Source organism: Sphingomonas sp. CFBP 13714, assembly GCF_014842205.1.
GTDB classification, from domain to species: domain Bacteria; phylum Pseudomonadota; class Alphaproteobacteria; order Sphingomonadales; family Sphingomonadaceae; genus Sphingomonas; species Sphingomonas aerolata.
The window spans coordinates 194,868-219,983 of sequence record NZ_JACYVG010000003.1; the positions used below are offsets into that span (position 1 = coordinate 194,868).

A 25,116-nucleotide genomic window follows, 5' to 3' on the forward strand; every position below is an offset into this window, starting at 1 on the left:
AGGAGAAGACCGATGTCGATGCGCGCATGGACGGTGATCGCCGGCGGGATGCTGGCCGCGCTGACCCCTGCCCCGGATGTCGCGGCGGCGGCGCAGTCGAGCCCCGAGCCGGCGCGACCTGCCCGGCAGCGCCCGCAACAGGGCCGCGGCCAGCTGTTCATCAGCCCGATGGGCGAGCCGTTCCGGTCGACGCAGAAGGCCGGCGCCGCGCAGACATTATGGTTCCAGGGTGCCGACCGCGACGGCGATGGCCGGATCACCCGCGCCGAGTTTCAGGCCGATGCAACCCGCGTCTTCGCGCATTTCGACCGCGGCCGCGACGGCGAGATCGACCCTGAAGATATCGCCTGGTACGAAAATATCCTCGTCCCCGAAATCCGCGTCCGCGGTGGAGGACGCGGCGGATCGGCGGGACGTCCCGACACCGGGCCGGGCAAGCGTGGCAACGCCGCCAGCCGCCGAACCAGCACCGCCGACGCGACCTTGCGGATCGGCGCCGGCCGCTTCGGTCTGTTCGACCTGCCCGAGCCGGTGACGTCGGCGGATCTGGATTTCAACCGCGGCGTCGACCGGGCGGAGTTCGCCAAGGCCGCCGCCGACCGGTTCGCCGCGCTCGACCGCAATGGCGACGGCGCGATCCGCCGTCGCGAAGTGCCGCGCGCAGGCGGCGACACCTGGCGCAACGGCGACGACCAACTCGGGACGGCACCGCTGACGCCCGCGCGCTGACAGGCCGCATCAGCCGGGTGGCGGCCCGGCCCCCAACGGACCGCCCGGCCCACCCGGACCCGGGGGCGCATGGCGAAGCCGCATCAGCGCCTCGAACCCCGCGCGCTGGGGCGTGTCGAGACTGTCGTAGAAGCTGCGTGCTGCGATCAAGCGCGACCGGTCATGCGCTGCGTGCGCAGTCGCCTGCGCTTCGAACCGTTCGAGATGGCGGGCGAAATCCTCGCCACCCGGCATCGACGGGCCCGGGCGCATGTTCGGCCCCTCCCCGCCATCGCGCGGCGGCGGAGGCGGCCCCCAGGCGGACAGAAACGCAACGAGCGCGCCACGCTGATCGGGCCGCAGGTGCAGCAGCAGCGCGATATCGTCAGCCTCCCGGGCCTGCATCGCGTCGACATTTGCGGACCCACGCTCGGGCCCGCGTGGGCGCTCCGCGCTCGCCGTGCAGGTCACACCGAGCAGCAGCATCGCGGCCAGCCAGCGTGCCGAACGCGGTTTCGTCATCATCATCTTCATCGTACTTTCCCCGTTCCGGCGCCGGTGTCAGCCGAGCATCCCGGATATGATCCAGCGCCGGCTCAGCGCGGATTTGGTGATCGTCGCCCCGCATCCACGGCAGGCGGCGCGCTGGATCGACACGCCGGCTACATCGCGGTGCCGCGACCGGGGAAGATGACGCCCGACGCTGCAATCGGTGGTGCGCGGTGATGGCATCGGCATGGCTGGCTCCCCGGTTCATTCCGTCGTGCCGGATATCGCAGCGCGGTTTGTCCCGAATATTTCCACGACCTGCCGGCTTCGACGTCCAGACACGAAAAGCCCCGCCATCACGATCGATGGCGGGGTGTTTCGCAGTTGTACCGGTCGTTTCTCCTAAAACTTCACGTTCGTGCTGACGAAGAAGGCACGTCCATAGGGGTCGTAGGTCGACGGATAGGTGTTCGCCTGTTGCTGGTTGTCGCCCAGGATCGGCGGCTGTTTGTCGAACAGGTTGTTGACCCCGACCGACCAGGTGAAGCCGTCCTTGATCCGGAACGCCGCGGTCAGGTCGAAATAGTCATAGGCCTTGATCCGCTCGACCGCATAGGTCGTCGCGCTGTCGTCGTCCTTCACCGCCGACAGATGGCGATACAGCACCGATACCGTCATCGGTCCGGTCGAATAGGTCGCCCGCGTCGACAGCCGCCATTTCGCATAGGGATTGCCGCAGGTCTGGCCAAACTTGCCCGCACAGTCGATCGTCAGGTCGGGGATCGCCGCCAGCGGGTTATAGTCGAACGCGATCAGCCGCGTACCGCTGAAGCGCAGGTCGAGCCGGCTGGTGTCGCTGCCGAACGCCCCGAAGCCGAGCGGCAGGCCGTAGCGCGCCTCGAAATCGACCCCGCGCGTTGTCACGCCCCCCGTATTGGCCAGCGTGTTGGCCGCATCGGTGATCGCAAAGCTGTTCGCGTCGCGCGGCAACGACCCGCAATAGCTCGTGTCATAGGGCGTGTAGCCATTGTCCGCATCGCCGTAACAGGCGCGGATCAGGTTGGTCGTGCCGACCGTCGAGATATAGTTCGCGATCTTGATCTTGTAGTAATCCGCGGTGAACGAGAAGCCGGGCAGGAAGCGCGGCTGGAGCACGATGCCCGCGGTGTAGGTGTCCGACGTCTCCTCGCGCAGCGCGGGGTTGCCGCCGTTCACCGTCTGGATCTGCGTGCTGCCGCCGTCATAGGCGGTGCCGATCACCGACGCCGCGACGCCGTTCGACAGGCAGCTCGCATTCAGATTGGTGTTCGTCAGCGCCACCGCGGTCGTGCACGGATCGGTCGCGGCGGGAAAGTCCTGCGACGCGCCGCTGAACAGGTCCGACACGGTCGGCGCACGCACCGCCCTCGAATATTGGCCACGCAGTGCGATGTCGTCGATCAGCGACCAGACCGCACCACCCGAATAGGTGTTCACCGATTTCGCCGCGGTCGAATAATAGGAATAGCGATAGGCGCCGTTGACCTCGAGCTTCTTCACGAAGGGCAGATCCGCGAGCAGCGGCACCGCGACCTCGGTATAGACTTCCTTGACGTTGTACCCGCCGCCCAGGCCTTCGCCCGCGTTGAAGCCGACCACGTCGCCCGACGACAGCGAGAAATCGGGATTGTAGCTGCCCTGTTCGCGGCGATATTCGGTCCCGAACACGATCCCGACCGGGCCCGCCCCCAGATCGAACAGCTCGCGGTTCGAGATCGACGCGCTGGCGACCTGCTCGCTGATCGTGCTCGAATTCTGCACCGGAATGGTGATGAACGCGGCGGCCGCGTCGCTGATGTTGCCCGCCCCGAAGATGTTCAGCGGGACGCAGCCATTGCTCGTATCCGAACACACCAGATTGCCGCCGGTGTCATAGGTCGTCCGCAGCGCCTGGAGCACGCGGCTGCGCGAGACGTTGCCGGTCTGGCTCTCGATCGATTTGGTCCGCGAATAGCTGTAATAGGCGTCGTAGTTCCAGCCGCCGCCGATATCGCCCTTCGCGCCCAGCACCGTGCGATAGGCGGTGTTGTCGAGGCTCGACACGCGATTGCCGACCTCGCTCAGCCGCCGGTAGATGGTCGAGGTGACAAAGCCGTCGCCATCCGTATCGAGCCCCTGGAGCAGCGCGCGCGAGCCTGCGGAGAGGAACGAGGAATCGGCGTCGAGCGACACCGACCCGGTGAACGGCGTCGGCGCGAGCTGGTTCTTCACGCGGTTGTTAATGAACTGGCCCTCGGCATAGACGGTCAGTGCATCGCTGACGTCGTAATGCGTCTGCGCGCTCATCAGGAACCGCTCCTGCGGGACCTGCAGATAGTTGGACGGCGCATAATTATAGGCATCGGTCGCAGCGCTATAGGCGGAAAAGCCCCCGTCGCGCTCGAACTTGCGGTTCACCCCGCCGATCGCGAACCGCGTGCCCTCGATCGAGCCCGACCCGCCCGCGATCAGGCCACCCTCGCCATCGTCGACCTGCGCCTGTCGCGAATAGTCGCGCGCCGACTGCAGGATTCCGTTGCGCTTGGTATAATCGAAATAGACCGTCGCATTGCCGCGCCCGTCCTCGAAATTGCCCCCGAGCAGCAAATTGCCGTTGAACGTGCCGCCATCACCCGCTTCGTTGATGCGGTAATTCGCATTAATTTCCGCGCCGCTGAAATCCTTCTTCATGACGAAGTTGATCACGCCCGAGATCGCGTCGGAGCCATAGACCGCGGACCGGCCACCGCTGACGATGTCGACGCGTTCGATCAGCCCGGCGGGGATGGTGTTCAGATCGACGACCTGGTTCGAGTCATAGGCGACGTAGCGACGATTATCGACGAGGACGAGCGTTCGCGTCGAACCCAGCCCGCGCAGATCCGCGGTCGCCACCCCGCCCCCGGGATTGTTCGACGCACCCGTCGTGCTCGGCACCAGCTGCGGCAGGTCCTTCAGGACATTCTCGACATTGGGCTGGCCCGACAATGCGAAGTCCTGCGCACTGACCACGGCGATCGGTGACGCCTGCTGCAACTGGAGCCCGCCCAGCCGCGATCCGGTGACGACGATCGTCTCGCCATCGGCCGGCGCGGCGTCGTCGGGCACCGCCTGCGTTGCCGGGTCGACGGTCTGCGCGACGGCCGGTGCACTCAAGCCAAGCAGAAGCGTGGACGCCAGAAGGCGTTTGCGAAAGTCCAGACGCATGGTGATACTCCCTGAGCCGCAACACTTTGGGTTGCGAGGCATTTTTTGCGATGACGGATATGGTCCGTCCGGCAAAGCTGCAGGGATTTGACGGGGTCGACAACGGCTAAGTCGTCATCGAACCGTCATGCGTTCCACCTGTTGTTACGCAGCCACGGTTTGTGACAAACCATGTCGCAAGCAAGACTGTATCGTGTCTTTGATCGCAGCGCGGACATCAGGCATGCATCACGCCGCCGGTCGGCGGAACACGACGGTCACGCTCCGCACGCGCTGATCCACGGCTCGGCTCTGTACTCGAACGCCAAACCGCAGCGCTTCGATCGCCACAGTAAAGCCGGTGGCCGACGACCCGCGGATACCGGCTGGGGGCGGCACGGTCGCACGGCTCATTGGAACGTCGACCCGGCGGCCATCGCCTTGCTCGGGCTCAGCCCCTGCTGCTCGAGGAACTGGTTCAGCGCCGCGACCAAATCCTGCGCGGCGCCGTTGGTCAGCGCGACCCGCCCGACGACGACCCGCTCGACCGATGGCGCGTCGCGCGTGTGATCGCACCGCGCGCTCTCCAGCGTCAGCACGATCACCCCCGACAGATTGGCGAGGCCGGCGAGCCCCGTGGCGAAGACTTCGGGCGCGAACGGATTGTCGACGAGCGGCGGCAACGCCGGCGCGCTGATCGGCGCGGATGACGGGACGGATTTGATGGCGACACGCATGGCGATGGTCCTCGCAGGATGAACGGGCGAGCCGATTGGCCCGCACGGCGCTCTAGCCAGCGGCCATGTCCCGAACATTTCCCGCCACTTGCTCTATGTGTCAGCCGGGCCCGGCGACTGCGCGGTCGCGGTCGTTGGTAACCCAGTGTTGCAATCCGGCCGGCGCGCGCCATCCGCCGGAAACATCGCCCGCCCAGGCGCCCGGTCTCACCCGGAGACCTCCCCATGATGTTCGAATTTGGCGCCAGTACGATGGCCCTGGCCTTGGCCGGCACGCTCGGCGGCACGGCGGTCACAGCGCCCGTCCAGCATGCGAGGCCCCCCGCCCCGACGTCACCGGCCGATCCCGCCGTCCGGACGATCCGCACCTTGCGCGTCGAGGGCGCGCAGCGGATCGAGCCCGAGACGGTGCTGAGCTATACTAAATTGCGCGCCGGCATCCCCTATACGGCGGAGACGCTCGATCAGGCGCTCAAGGACCTACAGGCCAGCGACCAGTTCGCCGATTATTCGATCGCCGGGGTCAAGGACGGCAATATCGTGGTCCGCATCCGCGAGAACCCGATCATCAACCGCATCGTCGTCGAGGGCAACAAGGCGCTCAAGAGCGACAAGATCACCAAGGAAATCAGGCTCGCACCGCGGCAGATCTTCACGCGCAGCGCGGTGCGGCAGGATGTCGCGCGGATCGTCGAGCTCTATCGCCGGCAGGGCCGCTTCGCGGCGATGGTCGATCCGAAGATGGTCAGCCTCGACCAGAACCGCGTCGACATCGTCTTCGAAATCAGCGAGGGCCCGAAATCGAAGGTCCGCCAGATCAACATCCTCGGCAACAGCGTGTTTTCGGACGCGCAGCTTCGCGGGCAGATGGCGACCAAACAGGCACGGCTCAGCCGCATGCTGTCGTCCGCAACCAGCTACGACCAGGATCGGCTGAGCTACGACCAGCAGAAGCTGCGGCAATTCTACCTGACGCAGGGCTATGCCGATTTCCGCGTGACGTCCGCGGTGGCCGAACTCACCCCGGACAAGAAGGACTTCATCATCACCTATGTGGTCGAGGAGGGCAAACGCTACACATTCGGTGACGTCACCGTCGACAGCCAGATCCGCGACTTCGACAGCAGCAAGCTCGCCGCGACGCTGCCGCTCAAGAAAGGCGCCTGGTACAACGCCAAGCAGGTGGAGGACGCGGTCGACAGCCTGAGCCAGACCGCCGGCCTGTTCGGCTACGCCTTCACCGAGGTCAATCCGGAGTTCCAGAAGGACGCCGACACGCTGACGATGGGGATCAACCTCAACATCGCCGAAGCCAAGCGCACCTATGTCGAGCGGGTCGAGATCAACGGCAACACACAGACCAAGGACAAGGTCGTGCGGCGCGAGATCCGCCTGGCGGAGGGCGACGCGTTCAACAGCTTCCAGGTCAAACGCTCGGAGGACCGGATCAATTCGCTCGGCTATTTTCAGGACAAGACGGAGATCAAGCAGAAGCCCGGCTCCGCGCCCGATCGCGTCATCCTCGAGACCAACCTCGAGGAAAAATCGAGCGGCGAGCTTCAGCTCTCCGCCGGCTATTCCAGTCTGGAGAATTTCATCGCGTCCGCCACGATCACCCAGCGCAACTTCCGCGGCATGGGACAGGAGCTACGGGCTGGGGTCAGCTATTCGAGCTATTCGAAATCGGTCAATCTCGGCTTCACCGAACCCTATCTGTTCGACACCAACATCGCGCTGGGCGGCGACATATTCCGGCGGGATTACAGCTCGTACAGCACCACCGGCGACACCGACAGCACGACCTATGAACAGATCTCGACCGGATTCCAGATCCGCGCGGCGGTGCCGTTGACCGAATATTGGTCGGCCACCGCACGCTACGGCCTGTCCTATGATCAGGTCACGCTCGATGCAGACACCTATTACACCAACGGCGCGTGCGATCCCGCGGTTGCCGGCCAGTATCTGTGCGACGCGGTCGGCAATCGCTGGACCTCGTCGATCGGCTATTCGCTGGTGTTCGACAGCACGAACAGCCGCACCCGCCCGTCCAAGGGCAGCAAGTTCAGCGTCAGCCAGGATTTCGCCGGCCTCGGCGGCGACACACGCTATCTCCGCAGCACCGCCAACTATTCGAAATATGTCGATCTCGGCTCGCGCTTTATCCTCACCGCGCATGCCGAGGGCGGCTATATCAGGGGGCTCGGGCAACAGGTGCGACTGACCGACCGCTTCTATCTGGGCGACCCGCAGATGCGCGGCTTCGATATCCGCGGCGTTGGGCCGCGCGTGACGCGGACCTATTACGACACCAGCACGATCCCCGCGACGATCTCGACCGACAGCAGTTCGAACACGCAGACCGCGCTGGGCGGCACCGCCTATTACCAGGCCCGCCTCGAGGTCGAGCTCCCGCTGGGCTCGCGCGCGCGCGAACTCGGCCTGCGCCCCTCAGTCTACATGGACGTCGGCGCGGTGTTCGGCGGCAGGACGCCGGCGCTGACCGACAGTTGCGCCGAAGCGAACGCGACCTCGATCGCGTGCGTCGCCGCAACCCGTCAATATACCGACAGCGCCGGCAACCTTCTCTACCTCGATTCCGCCGGCGCAAGCACCACGACCAACACCGGCACGCCCTACAGCTATTCGCTCGGCGCCTATCGCGAGACCTATACGGGCAATAGCGCCAGCCCGCGGCTGTCGGTCGGCATAGGCGTCAACTGGGCCTCCCCGTTCGGCCCGCTGCGGATCGATCTCGCCAAGGCACTGCTCAAGGCCGATGGCGACGACAGCAAGCTGATCACCTTCAATATCGGCGGCCAGTTCTGATGCGCACGGCGTCCCGCTGCGAAACGCCCTGCGCGTGGCGAAACCGCCCGGTTGAGCTTGCTGCGGGGCTGCCCTAGACCCGTCACGCCACCGGCTCGCGTCCGCACATCGCGGCGACGATCCGGGGCGTAATGGAGAGCGTCGCGCATGTGTCCTGACCCCGCCCCGAAGCGCAAAGCTGCGAAGCCCCCGACGGCGGTGACGCGATGATCCTGCTGCTGCTGGCCGCGCAGGCCGCGACGCTCGGCGCGACCAATTACGGGCTCGACGCACCGATGCCGACGCCCAGGACGACGCCCGCCTTTGCCGACGAATTCAACGGGCGGACGATCGATCGCCGCAAATGGCGGTTCGACACCTCGCGCAATGCCGAGGGCTGGGCCAATCACGAGCGTCAATATTATGCCCGCGACCGGCCCCGGAATGCACGGATCGAAAAGGGCTCGCTGATCATCGAGGCGCGTCGCGAGACGCTGTCCAAGGCGCGCTTCCCCGACTGGGGCGGCCAGAGCTACACCTCGGCGAAGCTCGTTTCGAGGGAGCCACGCGGCTATGGCTTCTACGAAGTCCGCGCGATGCTGCCCTGCGGTCGCGGCAGCTGGCCCGCGGTCTGGCTGCTGCCAAGCGGCGGCCGCTGGCCCGACGAGGGCGAGATCGACATCGTCGAGCTGGTCGGATGGGACCCGAACGTCGTCCATGCGACGGTGCACAGCGGCGCGTTCAACCACACCAAGGGCACGCAGCGCGGCGCGCAGAAGCGCGTGCCGACCGCCTGCACCCGCTATCATCGCTATCAGCTCGACTGGCGCGCCGATGTCATCACGATCGGCGTCGACGGCCGCGCGGTCATGCGCGTCGCCAATGACCAGCCCGGCGGCAAGGCGGCCTGGCCGTTCACCCGGCCCTATGACCTGATCCTCAACCTCGCGGTCGGCGGCGACTGGGGCGGGCAGAAGGGGATCGACGACACCGCCTTCCCGCAGCGCATGGCGGTCGACTATGTCCGCTACTGGCGCCGTGCCCCGAACCGGTCGCGCCGCTGATCGCCATCAGCCTCAGCGCCGCCCCCGCGCGGCGAGCAGGATCATCCCCCCGCCCAGCGTCAGCACCGCGAGCACGACCAGTACCGAATCGAAATCGCGCGGCGTCGCCAGCGCCCAGGTGATCACCGGCCCGAGCAGCCCGGGCAGGGTGTTGGCGAGGTTGAGCAGCCCGAGGTCGCGCCCGCGGTGCCGCGCGCTCGGCAACAGCTGCATCGCAAAGCCCGCGTGCAGCGCCAGGAAGACGGAGGTCCCGCCCGTATAGACGCAGAACGCCGCCGCGCCGCTGGTGAAGTCGCGCGCCGCCATCATCGCGATCAGCCCCGCCGCCGCGACCAGCGCCGCTGCGAACAGGAACGGCTTGGTCCGCCCGGTCCGGTCGGCAAGCCGGCCGACGAGCACCGCGATTGGCAGCGGCACGCTATAGGCGACGATCATCACCGTCCCCATACGCGCGGCGAGAACCGACTCCGGCACCGACGGCGCGACGGTTTCGAAATAATAGAGAAGATAGACGAACAGCGCGCTGCCCGCGATCTGCACGAGCAGCCGCGCGGTCCAGGCGAGCAGCAGATCGCGCCGCAGCATCGACCGCAACACCGGCGGCGGCGCCCCCGCCTGCCGAGTCCCGCGTATGATCACGAGCGGGAGCGTGCACACAGCGACGGTGACCGCGATCACCGCGAACCGCGCCGGCTCGCCGAACCGGCTCGCCCCGACCAGCGCGGCGGACAGCGTCGCCGCGACCGGATTGGCCATCGCCAGCAGCCCGCCTGCAACCCCCTTGCGGCCATCGGGCACCTCTTCGGCGATGATCGCCATCAGCGGCGCGATCACCGCGTTCAGCGCGACCTGGAACAGGATGATCCCCGCCACCAGCAACGCAAGCGTGGTCGCGGCGGCGAGCCCCGCATAGGACGCCATCGTCGCGACGACGCCCCCCGCCATGATCCCGCGGCGGCCTCCGCCCCGGCTCACCAACCGGTCGCCCAGCCAGCCAAAGCCGATATTCGCGAGGCTCGCCGCGATCGCCCCCGCGATCACCGTCACCGTCAGCAGATCGAGCCGACCGTCGCCCGCCACCTGCTCGACCTTGATCGGCAGCAGCAGCGTCAGCAGCGGCAGATAGCCGACGACCGCCCCCGCATAAGCGAGCGCGCAGACGAGGAGGAAAGCTGCCGGTCGCGGCGTGGGCGACGGTAACCGACGATGCGGGGGAGAGAAAACGGAACGCGGCACGATGGCGCCCTTGTGACCCGCTCGCCGCCGTCGAGCAACTCCCGAACCACCCCCGCCGCCGCCGCGGCTGGTCTACGCCCCCGTCAGGGTTTCATCGTCATCGGCTCGAGCGTCGTCGTCAGCAGCTGCGACCGGTCCGCGGCATCATGCGCCAGCGCGACGCGGTAGCGGCCCCCGGCAATCCGCCACCCCGGCAGCGCGGTGTCATATTGCGCGACGACCCGCGGCTCCGCGGTCAGCGTCACACGCCGCGACTCGCCCGGTTTGAGCGTCAGCCGCGTGAACCCCGCAAGCCGCATCGGCGTCGCCGTCCCCGCCCCGTCCGCTGCCGCCTGCGCGACATAGATCTGCGGGACGTCCGCGCCCGCACGGCGCCCGGTATTGACGACGTCGAACGTCACGCTGAGCCGCCGGCCGCCGGTCACCACCGGGTTGCGATAGGCGAAGCTGGTGAAGCTCAGCCCGTGACCGAAGGCGAACAGCGGCCGCTGGCGCTGCTTCTCGTACCAGCGATAGCCGACGTCCGCGCCCTCGACATAGTCGACCGGAAAGCTTTCGAGCTGGATCGCGGCGGCGTTCGCCGGATTGGCGGCCGCCTGCGCCTCGACCGACGTCAGCCGGTCGAGACCGACCGGTGCCGGGCGTGGCGCCTGGGACGCGGCGGCGGGGAAGGTGATCGGCAGCCGGCCCGACGGCGACACCCGGCCGGTCAGGATATTGGCGATCGCCTCGCCGCCGCGCTGTCCCGGATACCAGGCCTGAAGCACCGCCGGCACCGCATCAATCCAGGGCATCAGCACCGGCCCGCCGGTTTCGAGCACCGCCACCGTCCGCGGCTGCGCCTTCGCCACCGCCGCGATCAGCGCGTCCTGATTGTCGGGCAGCGACAGCGTCGGCACGTCCTGCGCCTCGGTCGTCCACTGCGTCGCAAAGACGATCGCCATGTCCGCATCGCGGGCGGCGCGCGCCGCCGCATCCGTGTCCTTGCCGTCGACAAAGGTCACCACCGCGCCCGGCATCGCCGCGGTGATCGCCCTGAGCGGCGACGAGGCATGATAGGTATAGCGCGCGAACGACATCGCCGCGCCCGAGGTCAGCGGGATCTCGATCGGCGCGCCCCCGACCGAGCGGACCTGGCTCGATCCCCCGCCCGACAGCACGCCGACGTCCGCTCGCCCGCCGATCAGCACGATGCGTTTGGCGGTACGCGCGATCGGCAGCATCTCGCGGTCGTTCTTGAGCAGCACGATCCCCGCTTCCGCCGCCTCCTGCGCCACGGTGGCATGGCGGGCATAGGGGATCGGCGCCTCTGCGGCGGGCATCGGCGTGTCATAGGCGCCGGTTTCGATCAGGCCGGTCAGATAGCGCACGATCATGTCGTCGAGCCTCGCCTGCGATACGCTGCCGTCGGCCACCGCGGCCTTGAGCGGCGCGCCAAAGTAGATCGCCTTGTCGAGTTCCTGTCCAGACTGCTGGTCGAGCCCCGCATTGGCCGCTTTCGCGGTCGAATGCACCGCCCCCCAGTCGCTCATCACCCAGCCGCGATAGCCCCAGTCGCGCTTGAGCACGTCGGTCATCAGATGCTTGTTCTCGCACGCCCAGTCGCCATTGACCTTGTTGTACGCGCACATGACCGAGCCCGGCTTCCCGCGCTCGATCGCGATCTGGAACGCGAGCAGGTCGCTCATCCGCAGATCGGCCTCGCCGATCCGCGCGTCGACGACCATGCGACCGGTCTCCTGCGCGTTGAGCGCGAGGTGCTTGACGGTCGAAACGATTTGGTTCGACTGGACGCCGGCAATATGCGCGCCCGCCATCGAGCCAGCCAGCAGCGGATCCTCGCCGAGATATTCGAAGTTGCGCCCGTTCCACGGATCACGCGTCAGGTTGACGCCCCCTGCCAGCAGCACGTTGAACCGCTTCGCCCGCGCCTCCGCGCCGATCATCGCGCCGCCTGCGCGTGCGATTTCGGGGTCGAAGCTCGCCGCGGTGGCAAGTCCGGACGGCAGCGCGGTCGCCACGTCACCCTTGCGCTGTTCGACCTGGTTGGCGACGCCGAGCGACGCGTCGCTCTCGCGGACCAGCGGCACGCCCAGCCGCGCGATGCCGTCGATATGACCCGCCGACGGGATCAGCGTGTCCGTCGTCTTGCCTGCCGCCATCGGCGGGAACAGGCCGTGTGCCAGCTTGATCTTCTCGTCGATCGTCATCCGCGCGACGATCGCCTCGGCACGCCGTCGCGTATCGGGTCCGGCGTCCTGCGCCACCGCCGCTGGCGCCTCGGGCGGAGCCACCTTCGCAGGCGTCTCGCGCGCCTCGACCATGGCGGCGATCCCCATCAGCGACACGCCCAGCATCAGCGCCCGATACCCCGTCGACATCCTCATTCCCTTCCGGTTTTCCGCCTCCCCCTGCGGACTGCGACACGCGTCCGGCCGAGCTGTGGCACCATTGTCACTATTCACAGCATATTTAGTGAACGTTCACAACCAGCAGCCCAAATCCTTGACAAGAATCGCAAAAAGGGAAAGTGAACGTTCACACGGAAGGCGCACTCATAGCGTCGGCTACAGGGAGGATTACCATGCGTGGCTTCACGGCTCGCTCGCTTTCGCGTCTTGTCATCGGCACATCGGCACTGGCGCTCGCCGCCATCCCCGGCGTCGCTCTGGCGCAGGATGCCGCAGCCACGGTCGGCAATCCCGGCCCGTCCGACATCGATCCGCAGGCCGCACCCGCCACGCCCGCCGATCCGAACGCGGTCACCGACGACATCGTCGTGACCGGCATCCGCGCGTCGTTGCGCGAGGCGATCGACATCAAGCGCAACGGCCAGGGCGTGGTCGACGCGATCTCGTCCGAGGATATCGGCAAGTTCCCCGACACCAACCTCGCGGAATCGCTCCAGCGCATCACCGGCGTGTCGATCGACCGCTCGAACGGCGAAGGCTCGACCGTCACGGTCCGCGGCTTCGGTCCTGAGTACAACCTCGTCACGCTCAACGGTCGCCAGATGCCGACCTCGACGCTCGGCGACGGGGCCAGCGCGCCCGCCTCGCGCTCGTTCGACTTCGCCAACCTCGCCTCCGAAGGCGTCGCCGCGGTCGAGGTCTACAAGACCGGTCGCGCCGCGGTCCCCTCGGGTGGTATCGGCTCGTCGATCAACATCCGCACCCCGCGTCCGATCGACAAGCCCGGCACGCGCGGCAGCGTCGCCGTCAAGGGCGTGCTCGACAGCTCGCGCAACGGCAAGGATCCGATCACCCCCGAAGTGTCGGGCATCCTGTCCACCACCTTTGCCGACGACCGCATCGGCGTCCTGCTCAGCGGCGCGTATCAGCGGCGCAAGGCGAGCAACAATTCGGCGGGCGTCGGCTTCCGCGACGGCTTTCTCGGCGCGGAGAACAACTGGGGCACGCTCGCCCAGCCCGGCACGCCCGGCGGTGCTAACATCACCAACCGTCCCGGCCCGACCGACGTCTATGAAATCCCGCAAAGCGCCAATTACGATGTCGTCGACATCGATCGCGAGCGCATCAACGGCCAGCTCGTGCTGCAGGCCAAGCCGACCGACACGCTGACCGCCACGCTCGACTTCACCTATTCGAGCAACAAGGTCGAAGTCCGCAACAGCAGCGTCGGCATCTGGTTCAACTTCGGCGACACGCGCAGCGCCTGGACCGATGGCCCCGCGGCCGGACCCGTCTTCTATTCGGAGAATTTCGCGCCCGGCAAGGATCTGTCGTACAGCAGCTCGCTGACCGCGAACAAGTCCGAGAACAAGTCGCTCGGCGGCAACCTGACCTGGGAAGCGCCCGGCAACGTCACGATGTCGCTCGACGCGCATCATTCGACTGCGGTGTCGAAGCCGACCAACGATTACGGCAGCAGCACGTCGATCGGTGGCGCGATCTTCGGCGTCCAGTCGCAGACGATCAATTTCGAGAAGGACCTGCCGGTCATCTCGTACCAGATGTATCCCGGGATCGACCCGCTGAACGCGTCGCTGATCACGCCCACCGGCAACGCGTTCCGCAACGCCTATTTCAAGAACGAGATCAACCAGCTCCAGCTGAAGGGTCATTACGACCATGACGGCGATTTCCTGAGCAGCATCGACTGGGGCTTTTCCTATGTCGATAACAAGGTGCGCTCGGCTTACGGCTTCATCCAGAACGAGACCTGGGGCGGTGTCGACCCGCGCGGTGCGTCGTTCGGCGCGGCGGCCGTGCCCGACGATTTCTTCAACCTCACCAGCCTGCCCGACAAGTTCAAGGGTGTCGCCGGGTCGAACGATCCCGCGCTGCCGCCGTCGATCTACACGTTCAATTTCGAGCAGATGGCCGAACTGCTGCGCTCGCAATATGCGATCTGCAGCGCACCGCAGACGGGCGTCGCGGCGGAAGGCACCTGCCTTGCCAATTACACCAACGATCGCCGCATCCGCGAACGCACGATCTCGCCCTATATTCAGTTCAACGGCAAGTTCGACATGTTCTCGATGCCGGCGCACCTCATCGGCGGCGTCCGCTATGACGAGACGCAGGTGAACTCGTCGGCGCTGGTGCCGATCCCGAACGGCACCCGCTGGACGGGCGCGAACGAATTCGCGCTCACCTACGGCGCCAATTCGTTCACCTCGCTGAAGGGCCGCTATCACAACTGGTTGCCCGCGGTCGATTTCGACATCGAACCCCTCCGCAACGTCAAGCTGCGCGCGTCGTACAGCCACACGATCACGCGCGCCGATTACGGCAGCCTGCAGGGTGGCCTGAACATCGATTCCAACCCGCGCATCGGCGGCGGCACCGGCAGCCAGGGCAATCCGAACCTCGTCCCCTTCAAGTCGAAGAACATCGATCTGTCGGCGGAATGGTATTACGGTGCCGAAAGCTACATCTCGGTCGGCTATTTCAACAAGGACGTGAAGAACTTCATCGGCACGACGCAGGTCAACACGTCCGCGTTCAACCTGCGCAACCCGGGCTCGGGGCCCCGCTATCGTCAGGCGGTCGCAGCACTTGGAACGACGGACAATCTCCAGGTTCGCGACTACATCCTGCGCAACTTCCCCGCCTCGTCGCAGGTCACGGGCACCAGCGATTCCGGTCTGCTGAACGGCAACATCTTCGGTCTGCCCGAGGACGACCTGTTCAATTTTCAGCTGAGCCAGCCGTTCAACAGCGACCAGACCGCCAATATCGACGGGTGGGAATTCGCGCTGCAGCACAGGCTCTGGAACACCGGGCTGGGCGTCATCCTGAACTACACGATCGTCAACGGCGACGCGAAATATGACAACACGCTCGATCCGAACATCGGCCAGTTCGCGCTGACCGGGCTCAGCGACAGCGCCAACGCGGTCGCCTATTACGACAAGAACGGCATCCAGGCGCGTGTCGCCTATAATTGGCGCGGCGAATTCTATGCCGGCGGCGCCTTCGACCCGCTCTATGTCGAATCCTATGGGCAGGTCGATGCCAGCGCGAGCTATCAGGTCACCACGGGGCTGGCCGTGTTCGGCGAGGTCATCAACCTCACCGGCCAGGGCCGTCGCGGTCACCGTCGCTCGGACAATTTCGCCACCTTCGCGCAACCGGGCTATGCCCGCTACGCAGCCGGCCTGCGGTTCAACTTCTGATCCGCGGCGCCGCCGGCATATGGAACGACCACTCCCCCGCGGGGGGTGGTCTTTTCGGCGCCGGGGCGGCACAGAATGACAGTGTCGGACATGCAAACTGACGGGCTGGACATGGATCGCGCGATCACCTCGGTCGTGATCGTCGGCGGTGGCACCGCCGGATGGCTCGCTGCGTGCCTGATCGCCGCCCGCGCGGACCGTGATGCCGAGCGCCCGCTTCAAGTCACCCTGATCGAATCGCCCGACGTCGCGACGATCGGCGTGGGCGAAGGCACATGGCCGACGATGCGCCGTACGCTCGAACGGATCGGCATCTCCGAAACCGAATTCCTCCTCGCCTGCGATGCCGCGTTCAAACAGGGATCGCGCTTCGACGGCTGGCGCACCGGCGCGCCCGACGACCGCTATCTCCACCCCTTCACGGCTCCCGCCGATGCAGCCCCCCGCGATCTCGCCTCGGCCTGGTCCGACAGCGGTCTGGCCTTTGCCGAAGCGCTCTGTGCGCAACATGCCGTCTGCAGCGAGGACCTTGCCCCGCGTCAGCGCGCGATGCCCGATTATGCGGGCACGCTGAACTATGCCTATCATCTCGATGCCGGCAAGTTCGCCGCCCTGCTCGCCCGCCACGCGACCGAACGGCTCGGGGTGCGCCACCTGCGCGACCATGTCGTCGGCGTCGATGGCGCTACCGATGGCGACATCGCCGCGGTCCGCACGCGCGTATCGGGCCGGATCGAAGGCGACCTGTTCCTCGATTGCACGGGTCATGCCGCACTGCTGATCGGCGAGCATTACGGCGTCGGCACGATCGACCGCGGACGCGAACTCTTTAACGACCGCGCGCTCGCGGTCCAGTTGCCGGTCACACCCGACAGCGTGATCGCGTCGCAGACCAATGCCACCGCGCACGCCGCGGGCTGGATCTGGGATATCGGCCTGCCCGCGCGACGCGGCATCGGCTGCGTCTATTCCTCCGCGCATCTCGACGACGACGCGGCGGCGGACACGCTTACCCGCTATCTGCGCGCGACGGCCCCCGACGCACCGGTCCCCGACTTTCGCCCCCTGCGGTTCCAGTCGCGTCACCGCGACCGCTTCTGGCATCGCAACTGCCTTGCGATCGGTCTGTCCGCCGGCTTCCTCGAACCGCTTGAGGCATCTGCGATCGTGCTGGTCGAGCTGTCGGTCGACGCGCTGCTCGACAATTTCCCGGCAACCCGCCGCACGATGGATCTCCACGCCGCGCGCTTCAACACACTGTTCCGCTATCGCTGGGACCGGATCGTCGAGTTCCTCAAGCTGCACTATGTCCTCAGCCAGCGCGACGAGCCCTATTGGCGTGATCACCGCGATCCCGGGTCGATCCCGCCGCGTCTCGCCGAGCTGCTCCAGCTATGGGCCGACCAGCCCCCGTCGCACGCCGACTTCCCGATGGTCGACGAGATCTTTCCCGCGGCGAGCTATCAATTCGTGCTCTACGGCATGGGCTTTCCCGCGCCGCGCCGCACGCCTGTCCGGACCGGGACCCGCGGTGCGGCCGACCTGCTCGTGCAGCAGGTCGACCGGCACGGTCGCATGCTCGCCGCCGCCCTGCCGACCAATCGCGCCTATCTCGATGCCCTGCGGCATGCGATGACAGGCGCTACCATGGAAACGAGAGCCTGATGCCCGACCACGCGATCCTGACGCCCGAAGATCACCGCGACCTGCGGATCCGCACCGACCGGTCGGATGCGCTGGGCGACGCCGTCATGGCGTGCATCACCGTCCCCAGCGAATTCCGCCGCGTCCAGACCCATTATCCGATCCTGTTCCAGCGCGACCAGCCCCGCGACGGCTTCACCGCGCTCGCGATGTTCGGGTTCGAAGCGGGCGAAAACCTGTTTCTCGACGGCGGGCGCTGGGATGCCCGCTATCGCCCGCTCGCGATCGACAGCCAGCCCTTCCTCGTCGGTCGGGGGCCGGAGGGCTCGTCGCTGCGCCAGGTGCATATCGACATGGCGAGCCCGCGGATCGGCGCCGGCGAAGGCATGCGCGTGTTCGACGATACCGGTCGCCCGACGCCGTTTCTCGAACGCATCGCCGATCAATTGCGCGCGCTCGACGAGGATTATGTCGCTGCGACCGCCTTCTTCGCGGCGCTCCAGCGTCACGATCTGCTCGAACCGCTGACGCTCGACGTCACGCTCGAGGACGGATCGAAGAACCGCTTGGTCGGCTATCACGTCATCGACGAGGACCGCCTGGAAGCGCTCGACCCAGCATCCGTCGCCGAGCTCCACGCCGAAGGCCATTTGCTGCCGATCTTCATGGCGCTCGCCTCGCTCGGCCAGATCGGGGATCTCGTCGCGCGCAAGAACCGACGGCTCGGGCATGGCTGACGCCGGCACCGCGGGGATCTTCGCCACCCTGCCGCGGATCCGCGAAGTCGACATCAGCGGGCCGGCGGCGCTCGACACGCTGCTGCGCGAGGCGACGACGCCGTTCATCGTCCGCGGACTCGTTGCCGACTGGCCGATGGTCGAGGCCGGTCGCCAGTCGGGACGCGCGGCGCGTGATTATATCGAGCGCCATGCCCGGCCCACGCCCTTTGCCGTCTCGGTCGGCGCGTCGCAGAGCGGCGGCCGGCTGTTCTACGGCGACATGCAGGGCATGAACTTCCAGATGATGCGCGCGCCGCTGCCCGAGATCTTCGCGCGGATGACCGAGAATGAGGGGGTCGACGGCGCACCGTCCATCTATCTCGCCTCGATCGACATGCAGAATTTCTTCACCGGACTGCATGAGGCCAATCACGTCGACCTCGGCGACCGCACGCCGCTCGCGAGCATCTGGATGGGAACGCCGACGCGCATCGCGGCGCATAACGACGCGCCCGACAATCTGGCCTGCGTCGCGGTCGGTCGTCGCCGCTTCACGCTGTTTCCGCGCGACCAGTTCCGCAATCTCTATCTCGGCCCGGTCGACAATACCCCCGCGGGCCGCGCGGTGAGCATGGTCGACTTCCACGACCCCGACTTCGCCGCCTATCCCGGCTTCCGCGATGCGCTGGCGCAGGCGCAGGTCGCCGAGCTCGACGCCGGCGACGCGCTCTACATCCCGGCGCTGTGGTGGCACCATGTCGAGGGGCTTTCGGACTTCAACGTGCTGGTCAATTACTGGTGGCGCGACACGCCGCGCTGGCTCGGCCAGCCGCAGGATGCGCTCAACCACGCACTGCTCGCAATCCGCGACCTGCCCGAGGACGAGAAACGTCACTGGCGCGCGATGTTCGATCATTATGTGTTTTCCGACGACCCCGCGGTCGCGGCGCATATTCCCGAAGCCGAGCGCGGCGTCCTCGCCCCGCTCACCCCCGACAGCGCAGGCAAGCTGCGCGCCTTCCTCCTGAGAGCACTCAGCCGATGACCACGCCCCTGATCCACCGCGTCGTCATCGCCGGCGGCGGCACCGCCGGCTGGATGGCCGCCGCCGCGATCGCGCGGACGATGGGCCGCACGGTCGCGGTGACGCTGGTCGAATCCGAGGCGATCGGCACCGTCGGCGTCGGCGAATCGACGATCCCGCCGATCGTGACGTTCAACCGCCTGCTCGGGATCAACGAAGCCGAATTCATGCGAGAGACGCAGGCGACGTTCAAGCTCGGCATCCTGTTCGACAATTGGAAGGATCGCGGCGACACCTATTTCCATTCGTTCGGCACGACCGGCAAGGATCACTGGTCCGCGGGCTTCCAGCATTTCTGGCTGCACGGGCTGACGCGCGGCCATCACCAGCCGTTCGACGATTACTGCCTCGAACTGCGCGCCGCATTGCAGGGCAAGTTCGCGCATCTCCCCGATGGCCGGATGAACTATGCCTATCAGCTCGATTCAGGCCTTTACGCCCGCTTCCTGCGCAAGATGGCGGAGGCCGACGGCACGACCCGGATCGAGGGCAGGATCGCGCAGGTCGAGCTGAACGGCGAAAGCGGCGACATCGCCGCGCTGACGCTCGACTCCGGCGCACGGATCGAGGGCGACTTGTTCCTCGACTGTACCGGCTTTCGCGCGCTGCTGATCGAACAGGCGCTTCATGCCGGGTTCGACGAATGGACGCATTTCCTGCCGTGCGATTCCGCGATCGCGGTCCAGACCGAGAGCGTCCGGCCTGCCCTGCCCTATACCCGCGCGATCGCGCACGATGCCGGGTGGCAATGGCGCATTCCGCTGCAGCACCGCACCGGCAACGGTATCGTCTATTGCGGCCGCTATCTCGATCACGATGCCGCGCTCGAGCGCCTGCTCGGCACCGTCGAGGGACCGACCCTGACCGAGCCGAACAGGATCCGCTTCGTCACCGGCGCGCGACGCCAGCAATGGCATCGCAACTGTGTCGCGATCGGCCTGTCCGGCGGGTTCATGGAGCCGCTCGAATCGACGAGCATCCACCTGATCCAGCGCGCCATCCTCCGTCTCCTGCGGATGTTCCCATCGGCTGGGATCAGCCCGCGCGACGTCGCCGAATTCAACGAACAGCAGCATACCGACATGCTGCAGATCCGCGATTTCCTGATCCTCCACTACAAGGCGACCAACCGCCGCGACAGCGCCTTCTGGCGGCAATGCGCGTCGATGCCGGTGCCCGACTCGCTCGCGCACAAGATCGCACTGTTTCGAGAAACCGGCCGCGTCTTCCGCAAGAATGACGAGCTGTTCGCCGAGAACAGCTGGGTCCAGGTGATGCTCGGCCAGGGCATCGTGCCGGAGAGCTATCACCCGATCGCGACCAAGATGCGCGACGACGAACTCGTGCGACTGCTCGGCGGGCTGCGCGACACGACCAACGCGACCGTCGACGCGCTGCCTGACCATGCCGCCTATGTCGCGCATTATTGCAGCACAGCGCCGTCTGCCTCGGCGGGATCCCCGCATCTTGGCTAGGCGCCGTCAGGCCGTGACGATCAAGCATGTTGCAGCGGACGCCGGCGTCTCGCTGCAGACGGTCAGTCGCGTCGTCAACAAGGAGACCGGCGTCCGCCCGCAAATGGCCGAGCGCGTACAGGCGTCGATCGACCGGCTCGGCTATGTCCCCTCGATCGCCGCCCAGCGGATGGGCGGTTCGCGCTCCTATCTGATCCTCGCGCTCAACGACCGCGAACGCACGATCGCCGACTGGCGCGCGCGGCAAGGGACCGACTGGGTCGACCAGATGCTGCTCGGCGGAATGCTGACCTGCGCCGAACATGGCTATCGCCTGATCGTCGAGCTGGTCGATACGCATAGCGACCATATCGAACGCGAGCTGCTGGGCGCGATCGCCGCGTTGCAGCCCGACGGGGTGATCCTCACCCCGCCGCATTCGGGCAATCCGCTGATCATCGACCTGCTCGCGGCGCAGGACATCCGGTTCGTCCGGATCGGCTCGATCAGCGAAGGGCCCGGCGTCCGCCTGATGATGGACGACGCGCGCGCGGCGCGGATCGCGACCGAGCATCTCGTCGGGCTCGGCCACCGGCGGATCGGCTTCATCGCCGGGCCCGCGGACTATGAACTCAGCGGCTGGCGCGTCGATGGCTGGCGCGCGGCGATGGCGGATGCGGGGCTCGACAGCACCGATCTGCTCGCATCGGGGGATTTCAGCCATGCTTCGGGCCGGGCCGCGGCCCGGACGCTGCTCGCGTTGCCCGAGCCGCCGACCGCGATCATCGGCAGCAACGACCAGATGACGCTCGCGACGCTCGAACTGGCGCGCGAAACAGGGCGGCGCGTGCCCGAGGATCTGTCGCTGATCAGCTTCGACGACACGCCGATCATCCGCCTCGCCCACCCGCCGCTGACCGCGATCGTCCAGCCGATCGCCGAGGCGTCGGCGCGCGCGGTGAGCCTCATCATCGCCGGGCTGGCGGGAGATCCCCCGCCGGACGCACCGATCACCGTCGCGGCGGAACTGACGGTCCGCCGTTCGACCGCGCGCCCACCCGCCACCGCCTGACCGGTCTGCTCGCGCCGGCGGATCCGGCGGGCCTTGCGACGCACGGCCAACTCCCCCACAGGCGGCGCGGGGACGAACGGAGACCGTCATTTTCAATCTCATTTTCGCGACGCCCTGCCTGGTCGTCCTTGCCCGCTGGCTCTGGCCGCTGTCGATGTCGCTCTGGCTCAAGGCCGGCGTGGCGCTGCTGCTGCTGGTCGCCTCGCAGTTCCATTTCTGGAACCGGCTGTCCTCGGGATCGATCTTCGCGCCCGAATTTCCGCGCAGCGTCGTCATCCTGTTCAACTGGGCGTTCGCGGCGATCGTGCTGCTCGCGATGCTCCAGCTGCTGCTCGACATCGGCACGCTCGCGACCGCGATCCTGCGTCGCAGCACGACCGCCGTGCCAGACGGCCTGCGTTATGCTATCGCGGGGCTCGCGGCACTGATCTCCGCGATCGGAGTCTCGAACGCGCTGCGCGTGCCGCCGGTCAAGGACGTCGCGATCACGATCGCCGGACTGCCGCCGCGGTTCGAGGGGTATCGCATCCTCCAGCTGACCGATCTGCACATCAGCCGGCTGTTCCAGGCGCGCTGGGCCGAAGCGGTGGTCACCCGCGCCAATGCGGCGGGCACCGACCTGATCGTCGTCACCGGCGACTTCATCGACGGATCGGTCGCGATGCGCCGCGCCGACGTCGCCCCGCTACGCGCACTCCGCGCCCCCGACGGCGTCTATGCGATCCCGGGCAATCACGAATATTTCTTCGATTACGCCGCCTGGATGCGGCATCTCGACGGGCTCGGCTTCCGCATGCTCCCCAACAGCCACGCCGTGCTGTCACGCGGCGACGCGCAGCTCGTGCTTGCAGGACTCACCGATCTCTCCGCCCCCTCGGTCGGCCAGCCCGGTCCCGATCTCGACAGCGCGTTGCGCGGCGCGCCCGCGGGGGCGCCGGTAGTGCTGCTCGATCACCAGCCCCGCAATGCGCACAACGCCGCAGCGCAAGGCGTCGCGCTCCAGCTGTCGGGGCATACGCATGGCGGCGTCGCGCCCGGCTTCGACCGTCTGTTCGCGCGCGCCAATGGCGGGTTCGTGTCCGGCCGCTACGACGTCGCGGGGATGACGCTCTATGTCGGCAACGGCACCGGGCTGTGGCCGGGCTTCGCGGTCCGGCTCGGCCGCCCGTCGGAGATGACGCGCTTCACGCTGCGCGCCGCCGGGTCGGACCTCAATCCGCGGGCACCAGCGTCTTCAGATCGACCGTGATATCGGCCAGCAGCGCCGGCTCGACCCGCGCCGACGCGACCACCAGCGCGCGCCCCTGCACATAATCCCGCGTCTTGTTGACGCAGTCGAGCGCGACCACCCGCCCCGCCTTCAGATACACCACCGAGAAGCTGCGCGTTGCCGGATCGCCGCGCAGCAGCGCGAGATCATGCCCCGTCGACAGCCCGACGCTCTGCAGCTTCAGGTCATACTGGTTCGACCAGAACCACGGCACCGCGCCATAGGCCTCCTCGACGCCGGTCAGCGCCTTGGCGACGATCGCCGCCTGGTCGTTCGCATTCTGCACCGATTCCACGCGGACCACGCCCCCGCCGGCAAAGCGACTGGCATGCGCCGCACAATCCCCGACCGCAAAGACATCGGCTAGGTTCGTGCGACACTGCGCGTCGACCATCACCCCGTTACCGCCCGCCGAACCGGCGCCTGCGGCGATCAGCGGCGCGACCGCGGGCACGATGCCGATCCCGACGATGACCATTTCGCACGGCAGCACCGTACCGTCCGCCAGCCGCACGCCCGACACGAACCCGTCGGCGCCCTCGATCGCCGCCACCGTCACGCCGGTCCGCAGGTCGACGCCGTGCGCGCGGTGCTCGGCCTCGTAGAACCGCGACAGCGCCGCCCCCGCCACCCGCGCGAGCACCCGGTCCTGCGCCTCGAGCACCGTCACCTGCTTGCCGAGCTTGGTCAGCACCGCCGCCGCCTCGAGCCCGATATAGCCGCCGCCGACGACCACGACCCGCGTGACGCCCGGCAGTTCGGCGATCATCCGGTCGACATCGTCGCGCGTGCGCACCCCGTGGACCCCGGCGAGATCATGCCCGTCGCACCCCAGCCGCCGCGGCGATCCCCCCGCGGCCCAGACGAGCGTGCCATAGTGCAGACTCGCCTCGTCAATGCTCTCGGTCGCCTGCGCGTCAACATGGCTGACGCAGTGCGCGGCCGCATCGACCCGGGTTACGCGACGCCCGGGGATCAGCGTGATCCCGCGCTCCCCCCAGAAGCTGGCAGGGCGCAACAGGATGCGATCGAACGCCTTTTCGCCGGCCAGATAGTCCTTCGACAGTGGCGGCCGTTCATAGGGGGGCGACGTCTCGTCGCCGATCAGCCCGATCGTCCCCGCATAGCCGCGTTGCCGCAGCGTGATCGCGACCTGCGCACCGGCATGGCCGGCCCCGACGATCAGGACGTCATGATGATTGCGTGCGGACATGCGTCGATCCCTTTGACTGGACGGTCTCGTTGCCCGTCCCGACGCCGGTCGACAAGGGCGCGACGATGGTCGTAATGGCCAATTGTCGCGATCGACCGGATAGAGGCCTGGAACCAGGCGCCGCCGGACGCGCTCAACCCGCGAGTCAGGAACTGTGCAAACCACCCCCTCCCCCCAGGCCCGCTCCGGCGACGGCATGCCCCACGCGGTCCCGCGCGGTTGCGCGATCATCGTCATGGGCGTCAGCGGCAGTGGCAAGTCGACGCTCGGCCAGCGTCTCGCCGATCAGACCGGCCACCGCTTTCTCGAGGGCGATGGCTTCCACAGCGCGGAGGCGGTCGCCAAGATGCGTGCCGGCCATCCGCTCGACGACGCCGACCGCTGGCCCTGGCTCGACCGCGTCGGTCACGCGATCGGCGATGCGGTCGCGGCGGACGGCTTTGCGGTCGCCGCCTGCTCTGCGCTGAAGCGGGTCTATCGCGAGCGGCTTGTCGCTGCCGCGGGCGTCCCGCTGCTGTTCGTGCTGCTCGACACGGATCCGGCGGAACTCGCGCGACGGCTCTGCGCGCGCGCGGGGCATTACATGCCGGCCAGCCTGCTCGACAGCCAGCGCGCGACGCTCGAGCGCCCGGGGCCCGACGAAGCCGCGATCACGCTCGATGCGCAGGCCACGCCCGACACGCTGGTACGCGACGTCTGGGCCTGGATCGATGACCGCGCCAGCGCGGATGGCGCTAACGGCACGGATCGGCGATAAGATCGACCAAGGTCGT

The 25,116-nt window shown here is 67.4% G+C and carries 18 protein-coding genes; 11 read left to right on the forward strand and 7 right to left on the reverse strand.

Annotation, left to right across the window (positions count from 1 at the left end; genetic code table 11):
• Positions 1-12 precede the first annotated feature (12 nt).
• Positions 13-729, forward strand: coding sequence for a hypothetical protein (locus IFT54_RS08750; RefSeq protein ID WP_192070339.1), 717 nt, complete (start codon positions 13-15; stop codon positions 727-729).
• Between the two features lie 9 nt (positions 730-738).
• Here the strand turns inward: IFT54_RS08750 and IFT54_RS08755 are convergent, their stop codons facing one another.
• From IFT54_RS08755 to IFT54_RS08770, 4 genes are all read right to left on the reverse strand, one after another.
• A complete protein-coding gene (locus IFT54_RS08755; RefSeq protein ID WP_192070340.1) occupies positions 739-1,242 on the reverse strand; it encodes a Spy/CpxP family protein refolding chaperone in 504 nt (167 codons plus the stop codon).
• A gap of 27 nt (positions 1,243-1,269) precedes the next feature.
• Positions 1,270-1,446, reverse strand: coding sequence for a hypothetical protein (locus IFT54_RS08760; RefSeq protein WP_192070341.1), 177 nt, complete (start codon positions 1,444-1,446; stop codon positions 1,270-1,272).
• Positions 1,447-1,599: 153 nt separating this feature from the next.
• Positions 1,600-4,371: a TonB-dependent receptor gene (locus tag IFT54_RS08765; RefSeq protein WP_244648740.1), complete on the reverse strand. Its 2,772-nt coding sequence runs from the start codon at positions 4,369-4,371 to the stop codon at positions 1,600-1,602.
• 440 nt (positions 4,372-4,811) lie between these two features.
• Positions 4,812-5,138 (reverse strand): hypothetical protein, encoded by a 327-nt coding sequence (locus IFT54_RS08770; RefSeq protein ID WP_244648742.1) that lies wholly within the window; start codon positions 5,136-5,138, stop codon positions 4,812-4,814.
• 225 nt (positions 5,139-5,363) lie between these two features.
• Between IFT54_RS08770 and bamA the strand changes: the two genes are divergently transcribed.
• Both bamA and IFT54_RS08780 read left to right on the forward strand, forming a co-directional pair.
• Positions 5,364-7,967 carry an outer membrane protein assembly factor BamA gene (bamA, locus tag IFT54_RS08775; RefSeq protein ID WP_192070343.1) on the forward strand — a complete coding sequence of 868 codons (2,604 nt, stop codon included), beginning with the start codon at positions 5,364-5,366 and terminating at the stop codon, positions 7,965-7,967.
• A gap of 206 nt (positions 7,968-8,173) precedes the next feature.
• Entirely contained in the window at positions 8,174-9,010 is an 837-nt protein-coding gene (locus IFT54_RS08780; RefSeq protein WP_192070344.1) for a glycoside hydrolase family 16 protein, read from the forward strand.
• A 12-nt stretch (positions 9,011-9,022) separates the two neighbouring features.
• Here the strand turns inward: IFT54_RS08780 and IFT54_RS20890 are convergent, their stop codons facing one another.
• Together IFT54_RS20890 and IFT54_RS08790 are read right to left on the reverse strand one after the other, a co-directional pair.
• A complete protein-coding gene (locus IFT54_RS20890; protein ID WP_192070345.1) occupies positions 9,023-10,246 on the reverse strand; it encodes an MFS transporter in 1,224 nt (407 codons plus the stop codon).
• An 83-nt stretch (positions 10,247-10,329) separates the two neighbouring features.
• Positions 10,330-12,627: a beta-glucosidase family protein gene (locus IFT54_RS08790; RefSeq protein ID WP_244648744.1), complete on the reverse strand. Its 2,298-nt coding sequence runs from the start codon at positions 12,625-12,627 to the stop codon at positions 10,330-10,332.
• A 203-nt stretch (positions 12,628-12,830) separates the two neighbouring features.
• Between IFT54_RS08790 and IFT54_RS08795 the strand changes: the two genes are divergently transcribed.
• The 7 genes from IFT54_RS08795 (at position 12,831) to IFT54_RS08825 (ending at position 23,109) form a co-directional block, all read left to right on the forward strand.
• Positions 12,831-15,887: a TonB-dependent receptor gene (locus tag IFT54_RS08795; protein WP_037530953.1), complete on the forward strand. Its 3,057-nt coding sequence runs from the start codon at positions 12,831-12,833 to the stop codon at positions 15,885-15,887.
• Positions 15,888-15,998: 111 nt separating this feature from the next.
• Entirely contained in the window at positions 15,999-17,552 is a 1,554-nt protein-coding gene (locus IFT54_RS08800; RefSeq protein WP_192070346.1) for a tryptophan halogenase family protein, read from the forward strand.
• Positions 17,552-18,268: a SapC family protein gene (locus IFT54_RS08805; RefSeq protein WP_192070347.1), complete on the forward strand. Its 717-nt coding sequence runs from the start codon at positions 17,552-17,554 to the stop codon at positions 18,266-18,268. The genes IFT54_RS08800 and IFT54_RS08805 overlap by 1 nt, the downstream gene beginning before the upstream one ends.
• Positions 18,261-19,295 (forward strand): cupin-like domain-containing protein, encoded by a 1,035-nt coding sequence (locus IFT54_RS08810; protein WP_192070348.1) that lies wholly within the window; start codon positions 18,261-18,263, stop codon positions 19,293-19,295. The genes IFT54_RS08805 and IFT54_RS08810 overlap by 8 nt, the downstream gene beginning before the upstream one ends.
• Positions 19,292-20,809 carry a tryptophan halogenase family protein gene (locus tag IFT54_RS08815; RefSeq protein ID WP_192070349.1) on the forward strand — a complete coding sequence of 506 codons (1,518 nt, stop codon included), beginning with the start codon at positions 19,292-19,294 and terminating at the stop codon, positions 20,807-20,809. Before IFT54_RS08810 ends, IFT54_RS08815 begins: the two co-directional genes overlap by 4 nt.
• A complete protein-coding gene (locus IFT54_RS08820) occupies positions 20,802-21,860 on the forward strand; it encodes a LacI family DNA-binding transcriptional regulator (RefSeq protein ID WP_244648746.1) in 1,059 nt (352 codons plus the stop codon). Before IFT54_RS08815 ends, IFT54_RS08820 begins: the two co-directional genes overlap by 8 nt.
• A 154-nt stretch (positions 21,861-22,014) precedes the next feature.
• Positions 22,015-23,109: a metallophosphoesterase gene (locus tag IFT54_RS08825; protein WP_197984624.1), complete on the forward strand. Its 1,095-nt coding sequence runs from the start codon at positions 22,015-22,017 to the stop codon at positions 23,107-23,109.
• Here IFT54_RS08825 and IFT54_RS08830 read toward each other — a convergent pair.
• Entirely contained in the window at positions 23,072-24,343 is a 1,272-nt protein-coding gene (locus IFT54_RS08830) for an NAD(P)/FAD-dependent oxidoreductase (RefSeq protein WP_192070351.1), read from the reverse strand. The genes IFT54_RS08825 and IFT54_RS08830 overlap by 38 nt on opposite strands.
• Positions 24,344-24,539: 196 nt before the next feature.
• Here IFT54_RS08830 and IFT54_RS08835 point away from each other — a divergent pair, with 196 nt between their 5' ends.
• Positions 24,540-25,100 carry a gluconokinase gene (locus IFT54_RS08835; protein WP_234387723.1) on the forward strand — a complete coding sequence of 187 codons (561 nt, stop codon included), beginning with the start codon at positions 24,540-24,542 and terminating at the stop codon, positions 25,098-25,100.
• Positions 25,101-25,116 lie beyond the last annotated feature (16 nt).